The organism is Kitasatospora sp. NPDC048365 (assembly GCF_043200835.1).
Taxonomy (GTDB): domain Bacteria; phylum Actinomycetota; class Actinomycetes; order Streptomycetales; family Streptomycetaceae; genus Kitasatospora; species Kitasatospora terrestris.
In genome coordinates this window covers 36,137-57,060 of the sequence record NZ_JBICYJ010000005.1, presented here as the reverse complement: position 1 = coordinate 57,060, position 20,924 = coordinate 36,137, and the positions used below count along the sequence as shown (strand labels likewise).

20 protein-coding genes are annotated in these 20,924 nt (G+C 71.9%); 11 read left to right on the top strand and 9 right to left on the bottom strand.

The genetic code is table 11. The annotated features are described in order from the left end of the window. Positions 1-33 precede the first annotated feature (33 nt). The 4 genes from ACGFX4_RS06495 (at position 34) to ACGFX4_RS06480 (ending at position 3,365) form a co-directional block, all read left to right on the top strand. Positions 34-966 (top strand): acyl-CoA thioester hydrolase/BAAT C-terminal domain-containing protein, encoded by a 933-nt coding sequence (locus tag ACGFX4_RS06495; RefSeq protein WP_393070824.1) that lies wholly within the window; start codon positions 34-36, stop codon positions 964-966. Positions 967-1,116: 150 nt separating this feature from the next. Then, a complete protein-coding gene (locus ACGFX4_RS06490) occupies positions 1,117-1,269 on the top strand; it encodes a hypothetical protein (RefSeq protein WP_393070822.1) in 153 nt (50 codons plus the stop codon). A gap of 168 nt (positions 1,270-1,437) precedes the next feature. Beyond that, positions 1,438-2,034, top strand: coding sequence for an O-methyltransferase (locus tag ACGFX4_RS06485; RefSeq protein ID WP_393070820.1), 597 nt, complete (start codon positions 1,438-1,440; stop codon positions 2,032-2,034). Positions 2,035-2,132: 98 nt separating this feature from the next. After that, complete coding sequence (locus tag ACGFX4_RS06480; RefSeq protein ID WP_393070819.1) at positions 2,133-3,365, top strand: serine hydrolase domain-containing protein; 1,233 nt, start codon at positions 2,133-2,135, stop codon at positions 3,363-3,365. Between the two features lie 9 nt (positions 3,366-3,374). Here the strand turns inward: ACGFX4_RS06480 and ACGFX4_RS06475 are convergent, their stop codons facing one another. Then, positions 3,375-4,718, bottom strand: coding sequence for a hypothetical protein (locus ACGFX4_RS06475; RefSeq protein WP_393070818.1), 1,344 nt, complete (start codon positions 4,716-4,718; stop codon positions 3,375-3,377). 110 nt (positions 4,719-4,828) lie between these two features. Between ACGFX4_RS06475 and ACGFX4_RS06470 the strand changes: the two genes are divergently transcribed. From ACGFX4_RS06470 to ACGFX4_RS06450, 5 genes are all read left to right on the top strand, one after another. Then, positions 4,829-5,485: a VanZ family protein gene (locus ACGFX4_RS06470; protein WP_393070816.1), complete on the top strand. Its 657-nt coding sequence runs from the start codon at positions 4,829-4,831 to the stop codon at positions 5,483-5,485. Between the two features lie 150 nt (positions 5,486-5,635). Next, a complete protein-coding gene (locus ACGFX4_RS06465; RefSeq protein WP_393070814.1) occupies positions 5,636-6,373 on the top strand; it encodes a dienelactone hydrolase family protein in 738 nt (245 codons plus the stop codon). A gap of 97 nt (positions 6,374-6,470) precedes the next feature. After that, positions 6,471-7,163 carry a response regulator transcription factor gene (locus tag ACGFX4_RS06460; protein ID WP_393070813.1) on the top strand — a complete coding sequence of 231 codons (693 nt, stop codon included), beginning with the start codon at positions 6,471-6,473 and terminating at the stop codon, positions 7,161-7,163. Beyond that, a complete protein-coding gene (locus tag ACGFX4_RS06455) occupies positions 7,156-8,256 on the top strand; it encodes a sensor histidine kinase (protein WP_393070811.1) in 1,101 nt (366 codons plus the stop codon). The genes ACGFX4_RS06460 and ACGFX4_RS06455 overlap by 8 nt, the downstream gene beginning before the upstream one ends. A gap of 133 nt (positions 8,257-8,389) precedes the next feature. Then, positions 8,390-10,642: an MMPL family transporter gene (locus tag ACGFX4_RS06450; protein WP_393070809.1), complete on the top strand. Its 2,253-nt coding sequence runs from the start codon at positions 8,390-8,392 to the stop codon at positions 10,640-10,642. 112 nt (positions 10,643-10,754) lie between these two features. Here ACGFX4_RS06450 and ACGFX4_RS06445 read toward each other — a convergent pair whose 3' ends face one another. Next, positions 10,755-11,726, bottom strand: a complete 972-nt coding sequence (locus ACGFX4_RS06445) for a hypothetical protein (RefSeq protein WP_393070807.1) — start codon at positions 11,724-11,726, stop codon at positions 10,755-10,757. A gap of 103 nt (positions 11,727-11,829) precedes the next feature. Here ACGFX4_RS06445 and ACGFX4_RS06440 point away from each other — a divergent pair, with 103 nt between their 5' ends. Continuing rightward, positions 11,830-12,405, top strand: coding sequence for a hypothetical protein (locus ACGFX4_RS06440; RefSeq protein WP_393070805.1), 576 nt, complete (start codon positions 11,830-11,832; stop codon positions 12,403-12,405). Positions 12,406-12,829: 424 nt separating this feature from the next. Here ACGFX4_RS06440 and ACGFX4_RS06435 read toward each other — a convergent pair whose 3' ends face one another. The 3 genes from ACGFX4_RS06435 to ACGFX4_RS06425 form a co-directional block, all read right to left on the bottom strand. Further along, positions 12,830-13,879 (bottom strand): TIR domain-containing protein, encoded by a 1,050-nt coding sequence (locus ACGFX4_RS06435; RefSeq protein ID WP_393070803.1) that lies wholly within the window; start codon positions 13,877-13,879, stop codon positions 12,830-12,832. 287 nt (positions 13,880-14,166) lie between these two features. Continuing rightward, positions 14,167-15,681 (bottom strand): glycosyltransferase family 39 protein, encoded by a 1,515-nt coding sequence (locus ACGFX4_RS06430; protein ID WP_393070802.1) that lies wholly within the window; start codon positions 15,679-15,681, stop codon positions 14,167-14,169. Between the two features lie 187 nt (positions 15,682-15,868). Continuing rightward, a complete protein-coding gene (locus ACGFX4_RS06425; RefSeq protein ID WP_393070800.1) occupies positions 15,869-16,327 on the bottom strand; it encodes an SRPBCC family protein in 459 nt (152 codons plus the stop codon). Positions 16,328-16,514: 187 nt separating this feature from the next. On the opposite strand from ACGFX4_RS06425, the gene ACGFX4_RS06420 reads away from it, so the two are divergent. Then, positions 16,515-16,790, top strand: a complete 276-nt coding sequence (locus ACGFX4_RS06420; RefSeq protein WP_393070798.1) for a hypothetical protein — start codon at positions 16,515-16,517, stop codon at positions 16,788-16,790. A gap of 35 nt (positions 16,791-16,825) precedes the next feature. Here ACGFX4_RS06420 and ACGFX4_RS06415 read toward each other — a convergent pair whose 3' ends face one another. The 4 genes from ACGFX4_RS06415 to ligA form a co-directional block, all read right to left on the bottom strand. Next, a complete protein-coding gene (locus ACGFX4_RS06415; protein WP_393070797.1) occupies positions 16,826-17,446 on the bottom strand; it encodes an L-threonylcarbamoyladenylate synthase in 621 nt (206 codons plus the stop codon). A gap of 82 nt (positions 17,447-17,528) precedes the next feature. After that, positions 17,529-18,608: an aldo/keto reductase gene (locus ACGFX4_RS06410; protein WP_393070795.1), complete on the bottom strand. Its 1,080-nt coding sequence runs from the start codon at positions 18,606-18,608 to the stop codon at positions 17,529-17,531. Continuing rightward, positions 18,605-19,579, bottom strand: a complete 975-nt coding sequence (locus ACGFX4_RS06405) for a Gfo/Idh/MocA family oxidoreductase (RefSeq protein ID WP_393070793.1) — start codon at positions 19,577-19,579, stop codon at positions 18,605-18,607. Before ACGFX4_RS06405 ends, ACGFX4_RS06410 begins: the two co-directional genes overlap by 4 nt. Position 19,580: 1 nt before the next feature. Beyond that, positions 19,581-20,888, bottom strand: coding sequence for a protocatechuate 4,5-dioxygenase subunit alpha (ligA, locus tag ACGFX4_RS06400; RefSeq protein WP_393070791.1), 1,308 nt, complete (start codon positions 20,886-20,888; stop codon positions 19,581-19,583). Positions 20,889-20,924 lie beyond the last annotated feature (36 nt).

The following is a 20,924-nucleotide window of genomic DNA, read 5'->3' as shown; positions in this document are numbered from 1 at the left end:
GTGGTCGGGACGGAACGGAGTGAGGGGGATGCGATGACGGTCGTGGAGCACGAGGTGACGTCGCCGTGGGAGGCGGTGCTGATGGAGCCCGCGGCGGGCAGCAGCACGGGTGTCGTGGTGCTGTCGGGGTCCAGCGGCCGGGTGGACCGGCAGCGCGCCCGGCTGTTCGTCGAGCGGGGGTTCCTCGCCCTGGCGGTGCGGTGGTTCGGCGGTGCCGGGCAGCCGCCGGGGATCTGCGAGGTGCCGCTGGAGACGTTCGTCGCCGCCGTGGACCTGCTGCGCTCCCGCGGGGCGCGCCGGATCGCCCTGCTGGGCCTGTCCAAGGGTGCCGAGGCGGCGCTGCTGACCGCGGTGCGCGACCCCCGGGTCGACCTGGTGGTCGCGCTCGCGCCGACGTCCGTGGTGTGGTCCAACGTCGGACCGGGCTCGGACGGGCGGCAGCTCCCGCTCCGCTCCTCGTGGACGTGGCGCGGGCAGCCGCTGCCGTTCGTCCCGGTGGACCAATCATGGCAGCCCGAGGGCCACGGGACGGGCCACGGGCAGGACGGCAGGCAGGACGGCGGGGAGGGCAACGGCCCGGTGGCGATCCGGGGTTGGTACGAGCAGAGCGAGCGGACCTTCGCCTCGCGGCTGGACGCCGCCGCCATCCCGGTGGAGCAGGCCCGCGCCGATCTCCTGCTGGTGGCCGGCGGCGGCGACGCGATGTGGCCCTCCCTCCCGTACGCGCACCGGCTGGCCGCACGGCGGGAGGCGGCCGGCACCCCGGTCGAGGTGATCACCCGGGAGGACGCCGGGCACCGGCCGGTCCTTCCCGGCGAGAGCCCTGCCGCGCCCTCGCCGACCTTCGACTACGGCGGTACGCCGGAGGGCGACGCGCTGCTCGGCGCGGCCGCCTGGGCGGCCGTCCTCGACCGCCTCGATCGCCTCGACCGTCTCGACGACATCGCGCCGCCACCTCACCGTTGATCCATCAATCGAAGGTGAATCACGGGAGACCGCCTGGAAAATGAAAGTGGATCGGCGCAACTTGGTGTAGAATCGTTAGCACGAGGGCGGCCTTCGGGTCCGGAGCCACAGTGGCACCGGCAGACCGTCCGACAGCTGGGGGAAACCACCATGACGTACCACCTCGACACCGCCCGGGCCACCATCGACGAACGCCTGCGCGAGGCCTCGGAGTACCGCCTCGCCCGCGCCATCCGTCTGCGGGACCGCGCCGAGGCCACCGCCCGCCGCGCCCGGCAGGTCATGTCCACCCTGGGCGTATGAGCACCCGCACCACGACGGGCCGTCACCGAACACCACGGTGACGGCCCGTCCGCGTTTCCGCGGTCGATGAACCGCCGGACCCCCCAAGTCCGTTGGTGTGAAGGGCCGGTAGGCTCGCCCGGTCGCCGGGCAACGCTCCGGAACCCGACACACCGAGGGGTTGGCACCGTGTCCGTTCAGGGAACCGACAGCTACCGCAGCGGGATTCCGCTGCCCTACCTGGTCGCCCGCGCCGTCGAGGTCGCCCGGGAGTCCGGCTTCGCGCAGTCCTGCCGCGTCGAACAGGGCCGGCTGCTGCACGCGTTGGCGTCCGGGGCGCGCGGGAGCATCGGCGAGACCGGCACCGGCTGCGGGGTCGGCCTGGCGTGGCTGGTGTCCGGCCGGCAGCCGGGCGTACGGGTGGTGAGCATCGAACGCGAGCTGTGCCTGGTCGAGATCGCCACCGAGCTGTTCCAGGACGTGCCGGACGTGGAGATCGTCCACGGCGACTGGACGCGGATCCACGAGCACGGCCCGTTCGACCTGCTGGTGGTCGACGGCGGCGGCAACGGCAAGCAGACCGCCGCGGCCGATCCGGAGGTGCTGCTCACCCCGGGCGGCTCGATCGTCGTCGACGACTTCACCCCGCTCACCGGCTGGCCGCCGGTCTTCCAGGGGCGGCCCGACACCGCCCGCTCCGCGTGGCTGGAGCACCCCGCCCTGCTCGCGACCGAGGTACGGCTCGCACCCGACCTCTCCACCGTGATCGGCACCCGGCGCCCCTGACCCGCCCCGACGACGGGTCGGCGGCCTGACGGGTGATCTTTGCGCGGGTTGCCCACGGCAGGACCGGGGCCCGGGCGGGACCGGCCGATACTCCGGCTATGCGACCCACCCCCAGGACGTCCCTGCTGCGCCTCGCCGCCGTCACCGCACTGGTCGGCCTCGGCATCCCGGTCACCGCCACCGGCAGCGCGGCGGGCGACCACGGCGACGGCGGCCGGCACCGGCCCTGCGTCAGCTCGCCCACCCCCCGGGACGGCCGGGCACTCGACATCCTGAAGGTGGCCGAGCAGGCGAAGACCGAGATGGGCCTGAAGTCGGTGATCCTGCGGGTCACCGCCGACGGCCGCGAGGTGCTGACCGCGGCGCTCGGCGAATCGATGACGGGGGTACCGGCGCAGCCGGACATGCACTTCCGCAACGGCAACATCGCGATCAGCTACCTCGGGACGGTGCTGCTCCAGCTGGTCGACGAGGGCGTGGTCGGCCTCGACGACCCGGTGTCGCGCTGGCTGCCGGACCTGCGGGACGGCGACCGGATCACGCTGCGGATGCTCGGCGACTCCACCTCCGGCCTGGTCGACTACGTCACCAGTCCCGGCTTCGGCGAGACCCTCTACGCCGACCCGTTCAAGCACTGGACACCCGAGGAGCTGGTCGGCGTCTCGCTGAAGCAGGACCCCTGGTACGAGCCGGGCAAGAGCTGGAGCTACTCGCACGCCAACTTCGTGCTGCTGGGCGCCGCCCTGGAGAAGATCACCCACACCCGGCTGGACGAGCTGCTCCAGCAGAAGCTCCTCGGACCGCTCGGACTGACCGAGACCACCAACAGCTTCACCCCGGACATCCCGACGCCGGTCCTGCACGCCTTCACCGCCGACCGCGGCACCTACGAGGAGTCCACCTTCTGGAACCCCTCCTGGACCACCGCCCCCGGCGCCGTGCAGACCACCGACATCTGCGACCTCGCCCGCTCGGCGGCGGCCATCGGCTCCGGCGAACTGCTCTCCCCCGCCTCGTACCAGGAGCTGCTCGACCCGGGGACGGTCGGACTCGGCGGGGCGACCGGCACGTGCTCCGACAAGGTGTGCATCCCGCAGACCGAGGCCACCCACTACGGCATGGGCGTCCTGGTGATCGGCGGCTGGATCTCCCAGCACCCGCTGTTCTTCGGCTACTCCGCCTCGCAGGACTACCTGCCGTGCGAGCACCTGTCGATCGCCGTCTCCACCACCGACGGCCCCAACGCCCCGGGCGGCCACAGCGCCCACACCATCGCCCAGCGCATCGCCGCCACGATCACCCCCGACCACCCCATCCCCGACTTCGGCTGACCGGTGCCGTCAGCGGTGCTGCGCCAGGTCGACCAGCCGATGCATCGTCGCCTGCGGCAGCACCGGGTTGCGCGCCGCGGCCCGCGCGCTCTCCGGACGGGCGAGCCGCCTGAGCAGTTCGTCGACGGGGAACCGGGGATCGCCGATCGCCCGGCCCGCCACCGCGGGGTCGTCGGCGAGCCGCAACAGCAGCAGCCGGTCCGCCTGCGGGTCGGCGAGCGCGAGGTGCCGCAGCCGAGGATCGGGGTCGTCCGCGAACCGGGCCAACCCGGGCCGGGCGAAGTTGCGGTGGGCACGCAGCGCGAGCCAGTGCCGGTCCCGTGCTGCGGCGTACTCCTCCAGCAGGAGCTCGTGCGGGGCGTCCTCGCAGAAGTGGCACAGGGTGTTCCGCACCCACGGATCCGGGTCTGCGGCGAGCCGTGCGACCACGGCGTCCGGCAGGCGCGGTTGCCGGGCGAGCACCCGCCGCAGGCCGACGTGCGCCGACCCGGCGATCCGCAGGGCCGCCTCCGGGTCCGTTGCGCGCTCGGCGATCCAGGTGGGCTGCTGGAGCTCATGCGCCACCACCTCGCACGGGATCGCCAGGCGCTCCTCCTCGGACAGGTCCTCCCGCATGGACAGGGCCAGCCGGACCCCGTTCTCGGGGTCGCCGGCCAGCCGCACGGCCAGCGCGCGGGGCACGTCCGGGTCGGCGGCCGCGGCCTGGCGGGTCCAGCGGTCGGGATGCGCGACGCGCTCCGCTGCCGTCAGCGCCGCCGGCTGCTCCGGCGGACGCGACAGCTCGGCGGCCTTCTCCCGCACCCGCGGTGACGGGTCGTCGAGCAGCCGCTCGCGGGCCGCCGGAGGGAGCACCTCCCACAGCACCGGGGTGAGTGCCACGGCCCGCACGTCGGGGTGCTCGTCCGCGGCGAGGCGTTCCCGCACGGCGAGCGGCACCTGCGGGCAGTCGGCGGTCATCCGTCGGACGCCGGGGGTCGGGTCCGCGGCCAGCGTCTCCGCCACGCCCTCGGGGATCCTCCGCCCGAAGTCGGTGAGCAGCGCGGCGTACACGTACCGCACGCGCGGCACCGGGTCGTGTGCCAGCCGGGCCAGCACGTCGACGTCCGCGGTCGGGTTGGAGACGGCATCGAGCCGGTACTCCGTCTGTCGCGCCGACACGGCGATCCCGGTCGCCTCGATGTCGAGCGGGCGCCGGTCCAGCCACGAGGTCGTCGTCGGCAGCTCGTCGAACTCCAGCAGGCGCTTGAGGACCGACCCCGGCAGCGCGGGGTTGTCGGCCAACCCGCACAACCAGTCGTCGACGACGCCGTCCGTCTGCCCGGCCTTCTTCAGGTCCTCGTCCACCCCGCTCATCCGATCATTCTCACATCGCGGCGGCCCGCCCCGGGGGCCGCTCCGGCCTGTCGTGGGCGTATCGGAAAACGGGTACGCCGGTGCAACGGGCCGGCGGCTGCAATGGGGGCGTGAACTTCTACGCAGTGCGCAGGACGGTGGTCGCGGGCCTGGTGGTCCTCGGGGTGGCGGGCGGGCTGTTCGTCCTGCGGCGGCCGTTGGTGATGTCGGCTCCCCGGTGCCTGGCCGGGCGGTGGCACGGCTGCTTCGACACGTTCAACGGCGTGGTGCTGATGACGCTGGTCGCGGTGCCGTTTGCGCTGCTGGTGGCGGGGGCGCTGGCGTACCGTCGGCGGGCCGCCGGTGTCGGGGGCGGGGTGGCGTGGCGGCTGTCGCTGGCCGAGGTGGGCATGGTGTACGGGACGGTGCCGTTCCTGTGGCTGACGCTGATGCCGGGTGAGGGGGCCGGCGTGCTGCCGGAGCGGGTCAGCCTGGTGCCGCTGCGGGACCTGGTCACCATGGGGGCCCTCGGGATCGCCGGCAACCTGCTGGTCTTCGCGGCGCTGGGGTTCTTCGCCCCGATGCGGTTCGCGGCGCTGGCGTCGGTGCCGCGGGTGCTGGCGCTGGGGGCGGGCTGCTCGGTGCTGGTGGAGACCGCGCAGTACGTGCTGCGCCTGGACCGGGTGTCCTCGGTGGACGACGTCCTGGTGAACGCGGTCGGCGCGGTGCTGGCGGGGCTGGCGTCGCGCCGCCGGTGGCGCGGGAAGCCGTTTGCCGGTCCGCGGTGACCACTGCTACGTTTCCGGAAGCCGTGCGTCAGAACAAGGAGGTGGTACCCGTGAACGCAGTTTCGACATGGGTGCTCCCCTCCGGGGTCACGGTCGGGCGATAGGTCGTCCCGGGAGCGCCGTCCATCAGCACTCCCGAAAGGCACGACCGTGCACTTCACTTCCGAACAGCGCTTCGACGACGGTGTCCTCGAGCGCGAATTCACCCTCGGCGAGATCCCCGGCATCCTCTGGACGCCCGCGTCCGGCTCGGCGCCGACGCCGCTGATCCTGATCGGCCACCCCCCGCTCGGCCTGCGCCGGATGTACCCCCGCCTGGCGGGCCGGGCCCGGTACTACGCGGCGGAGTTCGGCTTCGCCGCCGCCACCGTCGAGCTGCCCGGCAGCGGTGACCGGCCGAGCCGGCCCGAACTGGAGGAGGCCCGCGCCGAGCTGCGCCGGGCGTTGGCGGCGGGTGAGCCGGTCACCGGCGGGATCGTCGACGCGCTGATCCTGCCGCTGGTCGAGCAGGCCGTCCCGGAGTGGCGGGCCGTCCTGGACGCCCTCCTCGCGCTGCCGGGGATCGACGGCCCGGTCGGGTACGAGGGCGGCGTGATCTCCATCGGCATCCGGCTGGCGCTGGTCGAGCCCCGCATCCGCGCCGCGGGTCTCTTCGCCGGGAGCTTCGTGCCGGCCGCGATGTTCGAGGAGGCCCGCCGGGTCACCGTTCCGCTGCACGTCCTGCTGCAGTGGGACGACGAGGGCAATGACCGGCAGGCGGCCCTGGACCTGTTCGACGCCTTCGGCAGCACGGAGAAGACGCTGCACGCCAACATGGGCGGGCACACCGGCGTCCCGGCGTTCGAGCTGGAGCCGGGGGCCCGCTTCTTCGCCCGGCATCTGAAGTAGTCGCACCACCGGCCCCGCCCCCGCTTTCCCGGCCGGGGCCGGGCCGGTTCCCTCCCCGCATACGCGGGCGATATGCCAGGCTGCTTAGGCTTCGGCCATGCGTGTACTGATCGTGGAGGACGAGCCCTTCCTGGCCGAGGCCGTCCGGGACGGGCTGCGGCTGGAGGCGATCGCCGCCGACATCGCCGGGGACGGCGACACGGCACTGGAGCTGCTGGCCGTCAACTCCTACGATCTGGCGGTCCTCGACCGCGACATCCCCGGGCCGTCCGGTGACGAGGTGGCCCGGCGGATCGTCGCGTCCGGCAGCGGGATCCCGATCCTGATGCTGACCGCCGCCGACCGGATCGACGACAAGGCCTCGGGGTTCGGGCTCGGCGCCGACGACTACCTGACCAAGCCGTTCGACCTGCGGGAGCTGGTGCTGCGGCTGCGGGCGCTCGACCGCCGGCGGGCGCACGCCCGGCCGCCGGTCCGGGAGATCGCGGGCCTTCGGCTGGACCCGTTCCGCCGCGAGGTCTTCCGGGACGGACGCTATGTGGCGCTCACCCGCAAGCAGTTCGCCGTGCTGGAGGTCCTGGTGGCCGCCGAGGGCGGGCTGGTCAGCGCCGAGCAGCTGCTGGAACGGGCGTGGGACGAGCACGCCGACCCGCTCACCAACGCCGTCCGCATCACCGTCTCCGCGCTGCGCAAGCGGCTCGGCGAACCGTCGATCATCGCGACCGTGCCCGGTGTCGGCTACCGGATCGAACCCGCTCCGGCCCCTGGCCCCGGCGGCGCGCATGCGTAGCCGCGGCGGTCACGGCGGTCGCGGTGGCCTCAGCGCCCGGCTGAAGCTCGCGCTCAGCTACGCCGGGTTCCTCGCCGTGGCGGGCGCCCTGCTGCTGACGGTGGTGTGGGCGTTCATCCTGCGGTACGTGCCCGACAACTCCCAGGGCCTGCTCAGGATCTCGCCCAACCGCTACCTCCTGGTCCACATGTTCGCGCCCGCCGCGGCCGCGGCGATGGCCTTCCTGCTGGTGTTCGGGCTGCTGGGCGGCTGGCTCCTGGCGGGCCGGATGCTGGCGCCGCTCACCCGGATCACGGACGCCGCCCGGCGCGCCGGGAGCGGGTCGCTGTCCCACCGGATCCGGATGACGGGCCGGCGGGACGAGTTCCGCGAGCTCTCCGACGCGTTCGACTCGATGCTGGAGCAGCTGGAGTCCCACGTCGCCGAACACCGGCGGTTCGCCGCGAACGCCTCGCACGAGCTGCGCACCCCGCTCGCGATCTCGCGGACCCTCCTCGACGTCGCCCGCCGCGACCCCGACCGGGACCGGGGCGAGGTGATCGAGCGCCTGCACGCCGTCAACGCACGGGCGATCGAGCTGACCGAGGCCCTCCTGCTCCTCGGCCGCGGCGACCGTGCGGACTTCCCCCGCGAGGACGTCGACCTCTCCCTGCTCGCCGAGGAGGCCGCCGAGACGCTGCTGCCGCTCGCCGAACGGCGCGGGATCGCCCTCGACGTCACCGGCGGGGCGGCCCGGACCCGGGGCTCCGCGGAGCTGCTGCTGCGGCTGGCGACCAACCTGGTCCAGAACGCGGTGGTCCACAACCTGCCCGCCGGCGGCACGGTGACGGTCCACACGGAGGAGGAGGACGGCGGGACGAGCGTCCTGCGGGTCGAGAACACCGGCCGCCCGCTCCCGCCCGAGCTGGTGCCGACCCTCACCGAACCCTTCCAGCGCGGATCGGCCCGGGTCCGCACCGACGAGCACGCCGGCGCCGGGCTCGGCCTGGCCATCGTGCGGAGCGTCGTCCGCGCGCACAACGGCACGCTCGACCTCGCACCGCGCCCCGCGGGCGGACTCCTCGTCACCGTCCGGCTCCCCCGCACCCGGTAGCCGCCGCCACCCCTGACGGATGTTCCGATTCGCCCGGAATGGACCAGTGTTGCGGGACGATCCGCGACCATATCCGCACGTACAGTGACGGTCGACCCATTGCCCGGCGTCGGGCCACCTCCGGGAGCCGCCCATGTCCAAGTCGTCCTCGTCGTCACCAACCATCACGGCGCCCCGAGCGGCCGACCGCCGACCCGGCCTGCTCTGGCGGATCGGCAACTGGTGCGCCCGGCACTGGGCGATGGTGATCGCCGTCTGGCTGGTCCTGCTGGTCGGCGTCCAGGTCGCCAACCGGACGGTCGGCGGCGAGTACTCGGACGACTTCTCGCTGCCCGGCACCCAGGCCACGAACGGCAAGAACGTCCTGCAGGCGCACGAGCCCTCGGTCGGCGGGACGAGCGCGCAGGTCGTGCTGCACGACGGGCAGTCCCTGGAGCAGTTCCAGAGCCAGGTCGACCAGGCCGTCACCTCGCTCCAGCACCTGCCGCACGTCCTGTCCGCGCAGAACCCCCTGCCGCCGCCCGGCCAGCCCGCCCCGCCCGGCGGACCGCTCTCCGCGGACGGCCAGACCGGCTACATCACCGTACGGTTCGACACCAACCCGACCACGCTCGGCGACGAGTACCTCGACCAGGTCGACACCGCCGTCCAGCCGCTGCGCGAAGCCGGCGTCCAGGTCGAGTACGGCGGCCCGCTCGGCGAACTCGCCCGGCCCGCCGCCGACGACCGCACCAGCGAACTCATCGGCTTCGCCGTCGCCATCGTCGTCCTGCTCGTCGCCTTCGGCAGCGTCATCGCGGCCGGACTCCCCCTGGTCACCGCCCTCATCGCCGCCATCGTCGGCCTCGGGCTGCTCGGCCTGCTCGCCGCGCTCGCCACCTTCGCCACCGTCGCGCCCACCCTCGCCACCATGATCGGCCTCGGCGTCGGCATCGACTACGCGCTCTTCCTGCTGACCCGCCATCGACAGAACCTGATGGACGGCGTCGACGTACCCAGAGCCGCCGCCCACGCCGTCGCCACCAGCGGCCGCGCCGTCCTGATCTCCGGCTGCACCGTCTGCATCGCCCTCGGCGGCCTCTCCGTCTCCGGCGTCACCTTCATCTCCCGCCTCGGCATCGCCGCCGCCGTCACCGTCATCTCCGCCGTCTGCGGCGCCCTCACCCTGATGCCCGCCATGATGGGCCTGATCGGCCGCAACATGGACCGCTGGAAGGTCCGCACCCCGGTCGCCGAGAAGGGCGAGGGCGACGGCGAGGAAGTCACCGGCATGTGGCACCGCTACGCGCTGCGCGTCGAACGCCGCCCCTGGACCTACCTCACCTCCGGCCTGGTCATCGTCGCGATCCTGGCCATCCCGCTGTTCTCCATCCAGCTCGGCCACATCGGCGACGGCGCCGACCCCACCACCTTCACCGACCGGCGCGCCTTCGACCTGATGTCCGACGCCTTCGGCCCCGGCTCCAACGGCCCGCTCACCGTCGTCGTCGACCAGACCAACGTCCCCGAAGCCAACCGCGCGGCCCTCGCGAGCAGCGTCCAGCAGTCACTCACCGGACTGCCCGACACCGCCAGCGTCAGCCCCCTCCAGACCAGCAGCGACGGCCAGGTCCTCTTCAACACCGTCGTCCCCGCCCAGGCCCCGCAGGAGCAGGAGACCACCGACCTGGTCAACCACCTCTCCGACACCGTCCTCCCCCAGGCCACCACCGGCACCGGCGCCCAGACCTACGTCACCGGCACCACCGCCGCCCAGGTCGACTTCCTCGACATCGTCGCCAGCCGACTCGTCCCCATCATCGCCGTCGTCGTCGGACTCGCCTTCCTGATCATCCTCGGCGTGTTCCGCTCGCCGCTGATCGCCCTCAAGGCCGCGGTCCTCAACCTGATCTCCATCGCCGCCTCGTACGGCGTGCTCGTCGCCGTCTTCCAGTGGGGCTGGGGCGGTCCGGCCCTCGGCGTCGCCGGCAAGGTCCCGATCGAGAGCTACGTGCCGATGATGATGTTCGCCATCGTCTTCGGCCTCAGCATGGACTACGAGATCTTCCTGCTCTCCCGCGTCCACGAGGCCTGGCTCGCCACCGGCGACGCCAAGGCCGCCGTCGCCCACTCCCTGGAGATCACCGCACGCGTCATCAGCTCCGCCGCCCTCATCATGGTCAGCGTCTTCGCCGCCTTCATCGTCAGCGACAACATCGTCATCAAGATGATGGGCCTCGGCCTGGCCGTCAGCGTCCTGATCGACGCCACCATCGTCCGCCTCCTGATGGTCCCCGCCGTCATGACCCTCCTCGGGCCCGCCGCCTGGTGGACCCCCCGCTGGCTCGACAAGATCCTCCCCCACATCGACACCGAGGGCGACTCCGTCGCCCCACCCACCGCCTGACCCCCCGACGGACGACGAGCCACGCGGCCCCGCCCGGCGCCCGATCGACCCGGCCGTGGACGTGTTCGAGCCCTGGACGACCGGCAGGGCCGGCTGACGCCTGTCGTTGGCGCTACTCGTCTCCCCGGAGCGGGTCGCAACCGTCGCTCCGTTCGTAGGAGTCGAACCAGTGGGTCTCGAAGCGGTCGGCGATGGAGTATCGGTGACCGCTGTCGGTGAGCGTGCGGCACACGAACTCGCTCACCGAGCAGTCGAAGCGCTCCCACGAGTCGGCTGAGTCCATGCGGGCGAGGATGGGCCACCCCTCCGGGTCGGGGCTTTCGGTGAGCCAGTAGAACTCGTGCTCCGCGGACGTCGCCCCCCACTGGAGCAGTCCCTTGGGTGCGGGATGGACAGGATAGGGACGGTAGACCTCGCGGTACTCCGGAAAGGAACCGAGAAGGGCAGCGAGCTTCACAGCCTCCGAGATCAGGTCGAGGTGCCCGGCCGGCGAGTCCGGGGCAAGGAGTACGACCGAGCCGTCGAATGCGCCGGCACCGAAGTGCTCCACCAGCAGCTTGTAGTCCGCGGGCAGGGGAAGGCCGAGGCGCTTCTCCACCGACTCCCAGTCGACTGTTCGTCGCGTCTCGCCGCGGCCCGCAACGGAGATGAGCTTCTCGGCCCACTCGGTCGGTGAGAGCTTCGCCTGTGCCGATTCAGCGCGCGTCGACGTGCTCGCGACGGCTACCAGCCGCAGCGGCTCGGCCTCTGGGCCCTTGACCAGGCCGAGCCCGAGCCACCTCTCTCCGACCTGCCAGCCGTACATCTCCACGGCGACCCCGGCGAGTGCCTCGCCGAGTGCCGGTCCGGCGTGCAGTTTCAGGCCGGGGTCGAGGAACCCGTCCATGGCCACGGTCCGGGGCTGGCCGAACTTCGGCCACAGATCCGCCACCAGGTCGGCCAGTTCGGCAGCAGCACCGTCACCGGCGGCCGGGGTCGGGTCGTAGGCCCCGAGGCAGGTCAGGCGGAATCCGGTGTCGTCTGCCGTCGACGGCTCGACCAGCAGGTTCTCGATCGCAGCGAATTGTGCGGCGGTGGTCTTCATCCCCAGAAGTCAACCGCATCGCACGGACAGCGCCTTGACGACCACCACCGATCAGCAGGCCGTACCGGCTGGGGTGTCGGCGGGCGTGGTTACGATGCGGCGCATGGGCTACACCACGACCTTTATCGGGCGGATCGCCGTCGAGCCGCCGCTCAGCGAGCGGGAAATCGCCTATCTGCGGAAGTTCGCCGGCAGTCGGCGGATGGATCGGGACCAGGGCCCGTACTTCGTGGACGGCACCGGTCCTTTCGGGCAAGGCCGGGACGCGGACATCCGGGAGTACAACAAGCCGCCGGCGGGGCAGCCGGGGTTGTGGTGCATGTGGGTGCCGACGGCGGACGGCGCGGCGCTGGAGTGGAACGGGCACGAGAAGTTCTACAACGCGCCGGAGTGGATGGCGTACCTGATCGACCACTTCCTGCGGCCGGGCGCCCACGCCCGGGGCGGGCCGGGGTTCGAGGGGTTCACGTTCGACCATGTGCTGGGCGGGGTGGTCGACGCGCAGGGCGAGGAGTCCTGGGACAGCTGGCAGTTGTCGGTGCGTGACAACGAGGTGTCCGCGTCGGAGCCGGTGGAGCCCGAGTCGGTGTGGGTCTGCGAGAACTGCCGGACGGTGCTCCCCGACGAGGATTCTGTCTGCTGCCGGGGGTACGAGCCGGTGCAGGCGTACGTCGAGTAGCTCTCCCGCGTCCGCTTCCCCCGGCCGAACCATCCGGACGGCCCACCCCGACGAGCGCGCGCGTCTGTTCGCGCACGCCGCGAGTGGCATCCGCGACCCGATCGGCAAACCGCCGCTGTGCCTGGTCCTGGCCTCCGACCAACCCGACGGGTTCGTCGTCTGCGCGCACGCGAGCGGCCGTGCCACGACCCGCGAACCCGGCATCCTGGGCGCACCGCCCGTCGAATTCGGCGGCGGACGCCTGCTGTGGAGTGCCGGCCCGGCCGGCGTATCCGGACCGCGGCGGCACCGATACACGCTCCACGAAGACGGGGAGGCCTTCCTGCATTCACAGTCCTCTCCGACCACGCCCGACGCACCGACCCACGTCTCGGACTGACTCCGTCCGACGGTACGGAGCGGACCCGGGGTCGGCGCGGGGCCCTCATGCAGCGGATGGGAACCCTCTGCTTCGGTAGGGCGGATAGTCCGAAAGCTCCTCCAGAAGTGCTTGCCTCTTCGCTTCGGTCAGTACGTCCACTTCGTCGCTGACCGGATATGATGCGACCTCAGATATGACCTTCTGCTCCTGGACCTTGAAGGCGATGCTCATTTTCTCCGAGCCCCCGTGAGGAACTCGACTCAGATATTCGCTGAGGACTACGGGAACAATCTGCGGATTCATGCACTCCAGAGCTCGGGCCGCGCGAAATCTGGGACGGAGATGCCTCGAGTGCTGAATCACATCAAGCATCGCCAGCACCGCCTCCCTGTCGTCCCGGGACTCGGAAATCCAGTAGGGAACATCCCCTTCCCGGCCATGTTGGACTGCCGACGTCAGGGCATAGCCGAGCAGATGGGGCGGTATCTGAGAGTTACGCGCCCGCCGCCGCAGATCTATCAACTGCGGCGGGCTCAACAGGTACTTGTAACGCTGCCTGTGCTCCTGCCACAGTGCATACCGCTCCTCGGCGGACGACCCGAACTTCCCTGCGCGCTCCCAGCCTGTACGCGCTGTGATCGGAATGGCCCTGGCCGCCAGCGACTCCTTGACCTCCACCAGCCCTGCGCGGCTCGACAGATTCACGACGTGCACGCCGGCCAGATCCGACAGAACACGGCTCGGAGACGTGGAGACAATCAGAGACCTGTCCGGGTATTTCCCGAAAGCTATGCCGGCCTCAAAGATTACGTTCGGCCTCGACTGTTCCTCGTCGGCGTCCTCGGCCGGCTTCTCTCGAAATTCCGACTTGAGGCTGATCCTCTCATCCGGCGTCATCAGGACGATGATAGTCTGACATGCCTCCATGCCTGCCCTGATGATCTGCATGATCGTTGGCGCCAAACCAACGTCCTTGACCGCCAATGCGCGGGCATCGGACCATTTTATTGGCTCAAGTCCGAGCTTCTTGAGAAACTTGTGAAGCTCTTCACGGGCATCGTGATCTCTCCCATGGACCACGAATACCTTCTTAGGGTCTGGAGAGGTTGCCATGCCGACCTCCGAAGGCAACATAGCGTCACGGCAGGGCTGATAATCCCAGCGTAGGCCTGCCCTTGCATGAACGCAGCCACATGCGGCGCGCTGCAACACGGGTAGTCCACCCGCCGACTCGACTTGCGCCCATGACGGCTGTCAACCCAACGAAACAGCTCAACCAGAACGTCCGGGCCCGGATTCGGGCATGGTGATCGCGACAACGGCACCGCGGATCCGCAGCCCGCTGCACCAGCGCGCCTGGATCAGCTGTCCTGCTTAGAAGTGATGTTCGGCGGCCGGGGCTACTGCTGGTTGCGGACCAGCAGCGACACGGTGAGGCCGGCGACCCGCCGGACCTCGGCGGGGGTGAAGTCGGCGCGCAGCGCGGACGTCTGTTCGGCGGTGAGCTTCTGGTAGGGGTCGCCGCTGGTTCCGTTGGTGACGACCCAGATCCGGTGTGCCGTGCGCAGGCCGCCCGCCGGGACGCGGGACTCGACGGGGTAGAGGTCGTCCGCGTCCTCGGCGGAGCGCGCCACGTAGGGCTGGGCGGGTTCGACGCCTTCCGGCAGGTAGTAGTCGAGGGCCGGGCCGATCATGAGCCAGGCTTCGAGCCCGCCGGCGGCGATCAGTTCGTCGCCGCTGCGGTAGCCGCGGGCGATGAGTTCGGCGGCGCCGCTGTAGTCGTTCGGCGAGTGGGCGGTCGTGCCGCGCACGCCGCGTTCGCGGGGTACCGCGAGGTAGGCGGGGTAGGCCACCAGGCCGACGGCGAGGACGGTGGCGACGGCGCCGGACAGGGCGGTGTGCCGGGCGTCGGCCGCGCGTACCGCTCCGTGGGCCGCCGCGACCCCGCCGCCGGCCGCGATCGCCCAGACCGGGACCGTGAACAGCAGGTAGCGGTCGGCGAAGTAGGAGGTGGTGCCCTGGGAGACGAGCCAGACCAGCAGCACGGGGAGTGCGGCCAGCAGGACCAGTCGCGCGGTCACCGCGCGGGTGCCGGCGGCCGCGCCGGGGAGGAGGAGTCCGAGCGCGACCAGGCCGAGGAGCGCGTACATCACCTGGTGGGCGCCGATCAGGCCCTGCCAGAAGAACTGCAGGTCCTCGGAGTCCGGCCGGTCGATCCAGGACAGTTGCCGGCCGACCTGCACCGTGCCGAGCACCACCAGCGGGACCACCGGCAGCACGGCCACCGCGACCGATGCCGCGTACGGTTTCAGGACCCGCCGCCCGGCGGCCAGGACCAGGGGCAGTTGGCCGACCACGGCGACCAGCGACACCAGGTGCAGGATGCCGCCCAGGGCCGTGCACACCGTGAAGCCGACCCACCACCGCCACGGGGCCCGGTCGAGCGACCGGTCGAGCGAGCGGTCCACCGACAGGTCCAGCGCCCGGACCAGGCACCACAGCGCGGCCGTCACCGCGCAGGCCACCAGCGCGTACGACCGGGCCTCCTGCGCGTAGCGCGAGACGCTGGGCGCGACCGCCAGCAGCATCCCGGCCGCCAGGCCGGCCACCCGGCTGTGGAAGAGCCACTGCGCCGTCATCGCGGTGAACCACGCGGTGCCGGCCATGGCGATCGCCGAGGGCAGCCGCAGCGCGGTCGGCGAGTCGCCGGCGAGTGCCGTCCAGCCGTGCAGCAGCAGGTAGTACGCGCCGTTGCTGGCGTCCACGTTCCCCAGCATCGCGAACAGGTCGCCGAGGCTGCGGCTCGCGGCGCTCCAGCTCGACACCTCGTCCCGCCACAACTGCGGGGAGCCGATCCGCCACAGCCCCACCAGCAGCACCGTGACCGCCGAGGCGCCGGCCGGCCAGTACCTCACCGCCGCCGCCTTGACCCGTTCCGATGCCGCCCATGGCATGTCAAAAACTGACAAGCCGCTGCTACTTCCCATCACTGCATAATAAGGGACCTGCATGAGCAAATCGGACCGCCCGGGCCGTCGCACGAGGCCGGGCCCCACCGCACACGGCGGGGCCCGGCGTTCGTTCACGGTCGGTGCCGGGCGGTCAGCCGGGGGTGATCCGGCCGCGCCAGCCGCCGGTCTCGACGCCCCGCTCCTCCACGAAGGACTTGAAGCGCCGCAGGTCGCCCTTGACCCGCCGGTCGACCATGCCGGTCATGCCCGCGGCCTTCTCGGCGATGCCCTCGGGCTCGAAGTCCATCGCCAGGCGGACGGTGGTGTGCCGGTCGTCGACGCGCTCGAAGGTCACCACGCCCATCTGCTGGACGTCGCCGCCGACGGTGCGCCAGGCGATCCTCTGGTCCGGCAGCTGGTCGACGATCTCGGTGTCGAACTCGCGGGTGACCCCGGCGACGGTGGTGCGCCAGTGGTTGTGCCGCTCGTCGAGCTGGGTGACCTCCTCGACGCCTTCCATGAAGCGGGGGAAGTCCTCGAACTGCGTCCACTGGTTGTAGGCGGTGTGCAGCGGGACGTCCACGTCAACGGATTCCTGGACCATGGTCATGCGGTTCCTCCGATCTCTCGGCGACCTGCCGCAGCCTCGTCTGCCCCGGCCTTCGGAACCGAAACCTCCGCTTCTCCGCCGGGTGCGGCGGACCGCCGCTGCCCACGGAGGCCCGCCGCTGCCCACGGGGGACCGCCGCGGCCCGCGGAGGCGGTTCGCTGCGCGCCCCGGTGCTGCGTTAGCCTCGATGCACCGTCACCCGGACGTCCTGGAGGTCGAGATGCGCCGCGCCGTCATCACCTTCCACGAGGTCGCGGAGCGGCAGCTCGCGGAGCTGGACGACGCGGCGCTGGCCCGGCTCGATCCGCACCTCGGCGTGATCGCGGAGGACCCGGCGGGCGCCGGTGTCCAGCTGCGGCCGGACAGCCCGGTGCGGGAGTACGCGAAGGACGGCGTGCGCGTCGCGTACGTGGCGACGGTGCTCGGCACGATCGTCCTGGTCGCGTACGTCGAGGTCGACTGAGGTCCGAGGTACCCCTGCCCGCACGGCGGGCCCGGTCACTCGAAGCGGGTGGTGTCCCCTGCGCCGCGCCGCACGATCTCCGCCTCGCCGCTGGAGAAGTCGACGACCGTGGTCGGTACGGTCCCGCAGTCGCCGGAGTCCACCACGGCGTCGAGCACGTGGTCGAGGCGCTCCTTGATCTCCCAGCCCTGGGTCATCGGCTCGTCCTCGTCGGGGAGCAGCAGGGTGCTGGAGACCAGGGGCTCGCCGAGCTCGGCGAGCAGCGCGCGGGTGACGGCGTGGTCGGGGATCCGGACGCCGACGGTCTTCTTCTTGGGGTGCAGCAGGCGGCGCGGCACCTCCTTGGTGGCGGGGAGGATGAAGGTGTAGCTGCCCGGCGTCGCGGCCTTCACGGCCCGGAAGACGTTGTTGTCGAGCTGGACGAACTGTCCGAGCTGTGCGAAGTCCTCGCACATCAGGGTGAAGTGGTGCCGGTCGTCCAGGCGCCGGATCGACCGGATCCGGTCGAGGCCGTCGCGGTTGTCCAGGCGGCAGCCCAGGGCGAAACAGGAGTCGGTCGGGTACGCGATCAGGGCGCCGGAGCGGAGGCTGTCGGCCACGGTGCCGATGGTGCGCGGTTGCGGGGTCTGCGGGTGCACGTCGAAGTACTTCGCCATTGGCCGACCATACGGGATCGCCGTGGTCCGTGGGCGCTGCGGCGGCTCCCGGCGCGCTGCCGGGCGCCCCACGGCCGGCAGGTCAGCCGGCCGGCCCGCAGCGTTCGGTGTCGATCTCGGCGAGGGTGGCCTCGTTGTAGCGAGGGCCGTGGACGGTGGTGGCGTTCAGTACCGCACCGGCCGCCTCCAGGGCCTCGGCGGGGACGGCGAGGCCGAGCACGGCCAGGTTCTCCTTCAGGTGGGCGACGGAGCGCGTGCCGGGGACGGCGACCACGTGCGGTGCCCGGGAGAGGACCCAGGCCAGGGCCAGCTGTGCGAGGGTGCAGCCGGTGTCCCGGGCGATGCCGGCCAGCCGGTGCCGCAGGGCCAGGTTGGCGGGGTAGTGGTCGGCGCCGAAGCGGGGCATGGCCCGGCGGATGTCGCCGGCGGGCAGGCCGTCCGGGGCGGGCGGCGCCGAGGTGAGGAAGCCGCGGGCGAGCGGGCTGAACGCGACCAGGGCGACGCCGAGTTCCCGGGTGGCGGCCAGGGTGCCTTCCTCGGGGTTGCGCGTCCAGAGGCTGTACTCGTTCTGCAGGGCGGCGATCGGGTGCACGGCGTGGGCGCGGCGCAGCGTGGCGGCGGACACCTCGGACAGTCCGAGGGCCCGCACCTTGCCGGCGGTGACCAGGTCGGCCATCGCCCCGATGCTCTCCTCGACCGGCACCTGCGGGTCGAGGCGGTGCAGGTAGTAGAGGTCGATGGTGTCGGTGCGCAGCCGGGCGAGCGCCCGGTCGGCGGTGCGCCGCAGGGTCTCGGGCCGTCCGTCGACGACGCGCCGGCCGTCGACGCCGGTCATGCCGCACTTGCTGGCCAGCAGGACGCGGTCGCGGTGGCCGGCGAGCACCCGGCCGAGGAGTTCCTCGTTGGCGCCGAAGCCGTAGAGGGCGGCGGTGTCGAGGTGGGTGACGCCTTCGTCGAGCGCGGTGCGGAGCAGGTGTTCGGCGGCCTCCGGGGTGGGCGGGACGCCGTAGGCGTGGCTGAGGTTCATGCAGCCGAGGCCGAGCGCCGGGACCTCGAACGGCCCGATCCGGCGCGCGGCCGCGGCAGGCACGGCGGTCCCGGCGGCCGGGGCGGTCCCGCCGGCCGGGGCGGGCAGAGCCGCCCCGCCGGTCGCGGCGTTCATGCGGTGCGGGCGGCGTCGAGCTGCCGCTCCAGGTCGGCGAGCGTCCGGTAGCAGTCGAGGACCTGGGCGACGGAGGAGTTCGGTTCGCGGCCCTCGCGGATGGCAGCGACGAACTCGCGGTCCTGCAGTTCGATGCCGTCGGTGGAGACGTCGACGGTGCTGACGTCGATCGGCTCGTCCTTGCCGGTGAGCAGGTCGTCGTAGCGGGCGAGGTAGGTGCCGGTGTCGCCGATGTAGCGGAAGAAGGTGCCGAGCGGCCCGTCGTTGTTGAAGGACAGCGAGAGGGTGCAGAGGGCGCCGTTCTCGGCGCGCAGCTGGATCGACATGTCCATCGCGATGCCGAGTTCGGGGTGGATCGGGCCCTGGATCGCGTTGGCCTGCACGATCGGCGACCCGGTCTGGTACGCGAACAGGTCGACGGTGTGCGCGGCGTGGTGCCACAGCAGGTGGTCGGTCCAGGAGCGGGCCTGGCCGAGGGCGTTGAGGTTGCTGCGGCGGAAGAAGTAGGTCTGCACGTCCATCTGCTGGATCCGGTACTCGCCGGCCTCGATCCGGCGGCGGACCCACTGGTGGCTGGGGTTGAAGCGCCGGGTGTGGCCGACCATCGCGACCAGGCCGGTGCGCTGCTGCGCGGCGTGGCAGGCCTCGGCGTCGGGCAGCGCGTCGGCGAGCGGGATCTCGACCTGGACGTGCTTGCCGGCCTCCAGGCAGGCGAGGGTCTGGGCGGCGTGCAGCGGGGTGGGCGTGGCGAGAATGACGGCGTCGACGTCGTCCATCGCGAGCACCTCGTCGAGGGAGGCGGCGGCGCGGCCGATGCCCTGCTCGGCGGCGAACTTCCGGGCGCTGTCGAGCGAGCTGCTGACGACGGCGGTCAGCTCGACGCCGTCGATCCGGCGCAGGGCGGCGGCGTGCTTGGCGCCGAAGGCGCCGCCTCCGGCGAGGGCGATGCGGACGGGCTGCTGGTCGGTCATGTCATTCCTCCGTACCGGGCGTCTGGGCCCGCGGGTGGTTCTCCAGGATCAGGTGGCCGACGGCGGTGTTGGACGCCGGCACGTGGTAGAAGCGGTGCTTGGTCTCGACCGTTCCGCCGCCGTCGACGTCGCTCATCGCGCCGCGGGCGATCAGCCACATGACGAGTTCGATGCCCTCGCTGCCGGCCTGTTCGACGTAGTCCAGGTGCGGCAGCCGGGCGAGGCCGGCGGGGTCGTCGATCAGCCGGTCGAGGAAGGCGTTGTCCCACTCCCGGTTGATCAACCCGGCTCGGGGGCCCTGCAGTTGGTGGCTCATGCCGCCGGTGCCCCAGACCTGGACGTTCAGCGGGCGGTCGTAGGACTCGACGGCCCGGCGCAGTGCCCGGCCGAGTTCGAAGCAGCGGGCGCCGGAGGGCACCGGGTACTGCACCACGTTGACGTGGAACGGGATGACCTTGCACGGCCAGCGCTCGACGTCGCCGAACATCAGCGACAGCGGGACGGTCAGGCCGTGGTCGACAGTCATCTCGTTGACCAGGGTGAGGTCGAAGTCGTCGCGGATGAGGGAGTGCGCGATGTGCGCGGCGAGGTCGGGGTCGCCCTCGATGCCGGGCACGGGGCGCGGGCCGTAGCCCTCGTCGGCGGTGGCGTAGGCCGCGCCGGTGCCGAGCACGAAGGTCGGGATCAGCGACAGGTCGAAGGTGGAGGCGTGGTCGTTGTAGACCAGGAAGATCACGTCGGGGAGGTTCTCCCGCTGCCACTGCCGGCTGTACGCGTAGCCGTCGAACACCGGCTTCCAGTACGGCTCTTCGGTCTTGTGGTGGTCCATCGCGGCGCCGATCGCGGGGACGTGCGAGGTGAAGACCGCGCCGGTGATCACGGCGTGCTCGGCGGGCTGCGCCGGGTCGGCGTAGGCGGCCTCCAGGACGGCGTGGTCGATCCGGTTGCCCTCGACGGAGCGGCCGCCGGCGACCATCATGGCGCGGTACTCCTGCTCGGTCATGCCGGTCATCGAGCCCGCCATCTGCTGGAAGGAGAGCCCGAGCGTGGCGCCCCACTTGGCGAGGAAGTAGATGTTCCCGCCCTCGCGCATCGCGGCGTTGAGGTCGCGGTCGAGCAGGGCCTGCTTCTGCTCCTCGCGCAGCGGCCAGGCGTCGAGGTAGGCGCGTTCGTCGGCGAGGTAGGCGGCGCGGTTCTCGGCGGTCATCAGCGACATGCAGAACTGGTTGAGGTGGTAGCCCTTGGCGGACTGCTCGGCGTCGAAGATGGTCGTCCCCGGCACCAGCCTGTAGGTCTTGTCCAGCGCCATGCCGGTCTCCAATCGTGCGGTAAGCGGGCGGTGCGG

Bases quoted from the DNA above. Each gene is read 5' to 3' on its own strand.
- ACGFX4_RS06495 (WP_393070824.1), top strand. From the start codon at position 34: ATGACGGTCGTGGAGCACGAGGTGACGTCGCCGTGGGAGGCGGTGCTG.
- ACGFX4_RS06490 (WP_393070822.1), top strand. From the start codon at position 1,117: ATGACGTACCACCTCGACACCGCCCGGGCCACCATCGACGAACGCCTG.
- ACGFX4_RS06480 (WP_393070819.1), top strand. From the start codon at position 2,133: ATGCGACCCACCCCCAGGACGTCCCTGCTGCGCCTCGCCGCCGTCACC.
- ACGFX4_RS06475 (WP_393070818.1), bottom strand. From the start codon at position 4,718: ATGAGCGGGGTGGACGAGGACCTGAAGAAGGCCGGGCAGACGGACGGC.
- ACGFX4_RS06460 (WP_393070813.1), top strand. From the start codon at position 6,471: ATGCGTGTACTGATCGTGGAGGACGAGCCCTTCCTGGCCGAGGCCGTC.
- ACGFX4_RS06455 (WP_393070811.1), top strand. From the start codon at position 7,156: ATGCGTAGCCGCGGCGGTCACGGCGGTCGCGGTGGCCTCAGCGCCCGG.
- ACGFX4_RS06450 (WP_393070809.1), top strand. From the start codon at position 8,390: ATGTCCAAGTCGTCCTCGTCGTCACCAACCATCACGGCGCCCCGAGCG.
- ACGFX4_RS06445 (WP_393070807.1), bottom strand. From the start codon at position 11,726: ATGAAGACCACCGCCGCACAATTCGCTGCGATCGAGAACCTGCTGGTC.
- ACGFX4_RS06440 (WP_393070805.1), top strand. From the start codon at position 11,830: ATGGGCTACACCACGACCTTTATCGGGCGGATCGCCGTCGAGCCGCCG.
- ACGFX4_RS06435 (WP_393070803.1), bottom strand. From the start codon at position 13,879: ATGGCAACCTCTCCAGACCCTAAGAAGGTATTCGTGGTCCATGGGAGA.
- ACGFX4_RS06425 (WP_393070800.1), bottom strand. From the start codon at position 16,327: ATGACCATGGTCCAGGAATCCGTTGACGTGGACGTCCCGCTGCACACC.
- ACGFX4_RS06420 (WP_393070798.1), top strand. From the start codon at position 16,515: ATGCACCGTCACCCGGACGTCCTGGAGGTCGAGATGCGCCGCGCCGTC.
- ACGFX4_RS06415 (WP_393070797.1), bottom strand. From the start codon at position 17,446: ATGGCGAAGTACTTCGACGTGCACCCGCAGACCCCGCAACCGCGCACC.
- ACGFX4_RS06410 (WP_393070795.1), bottom strand. From the start codon at position 18,608: ATGAACGCCGCGACCGGCGGGGCGGCTCTGCCCGCCCCGGCCGGCGGG.
- ACGFX4_RS06405 (WP_393070793.1), bottom strand. From the start codon at position 19,579: ATGACCGACCAGCAGCCCGTCCGCATCGCCCTCGCCGGAGGCGGCGCC.
- ligA (WP_393070791.1), bottom strand. From the start codon at position 20,888: ATGGCGCTGGACAAGACCTACAGGCTGGTGCCGGGGACGACCATCTTC.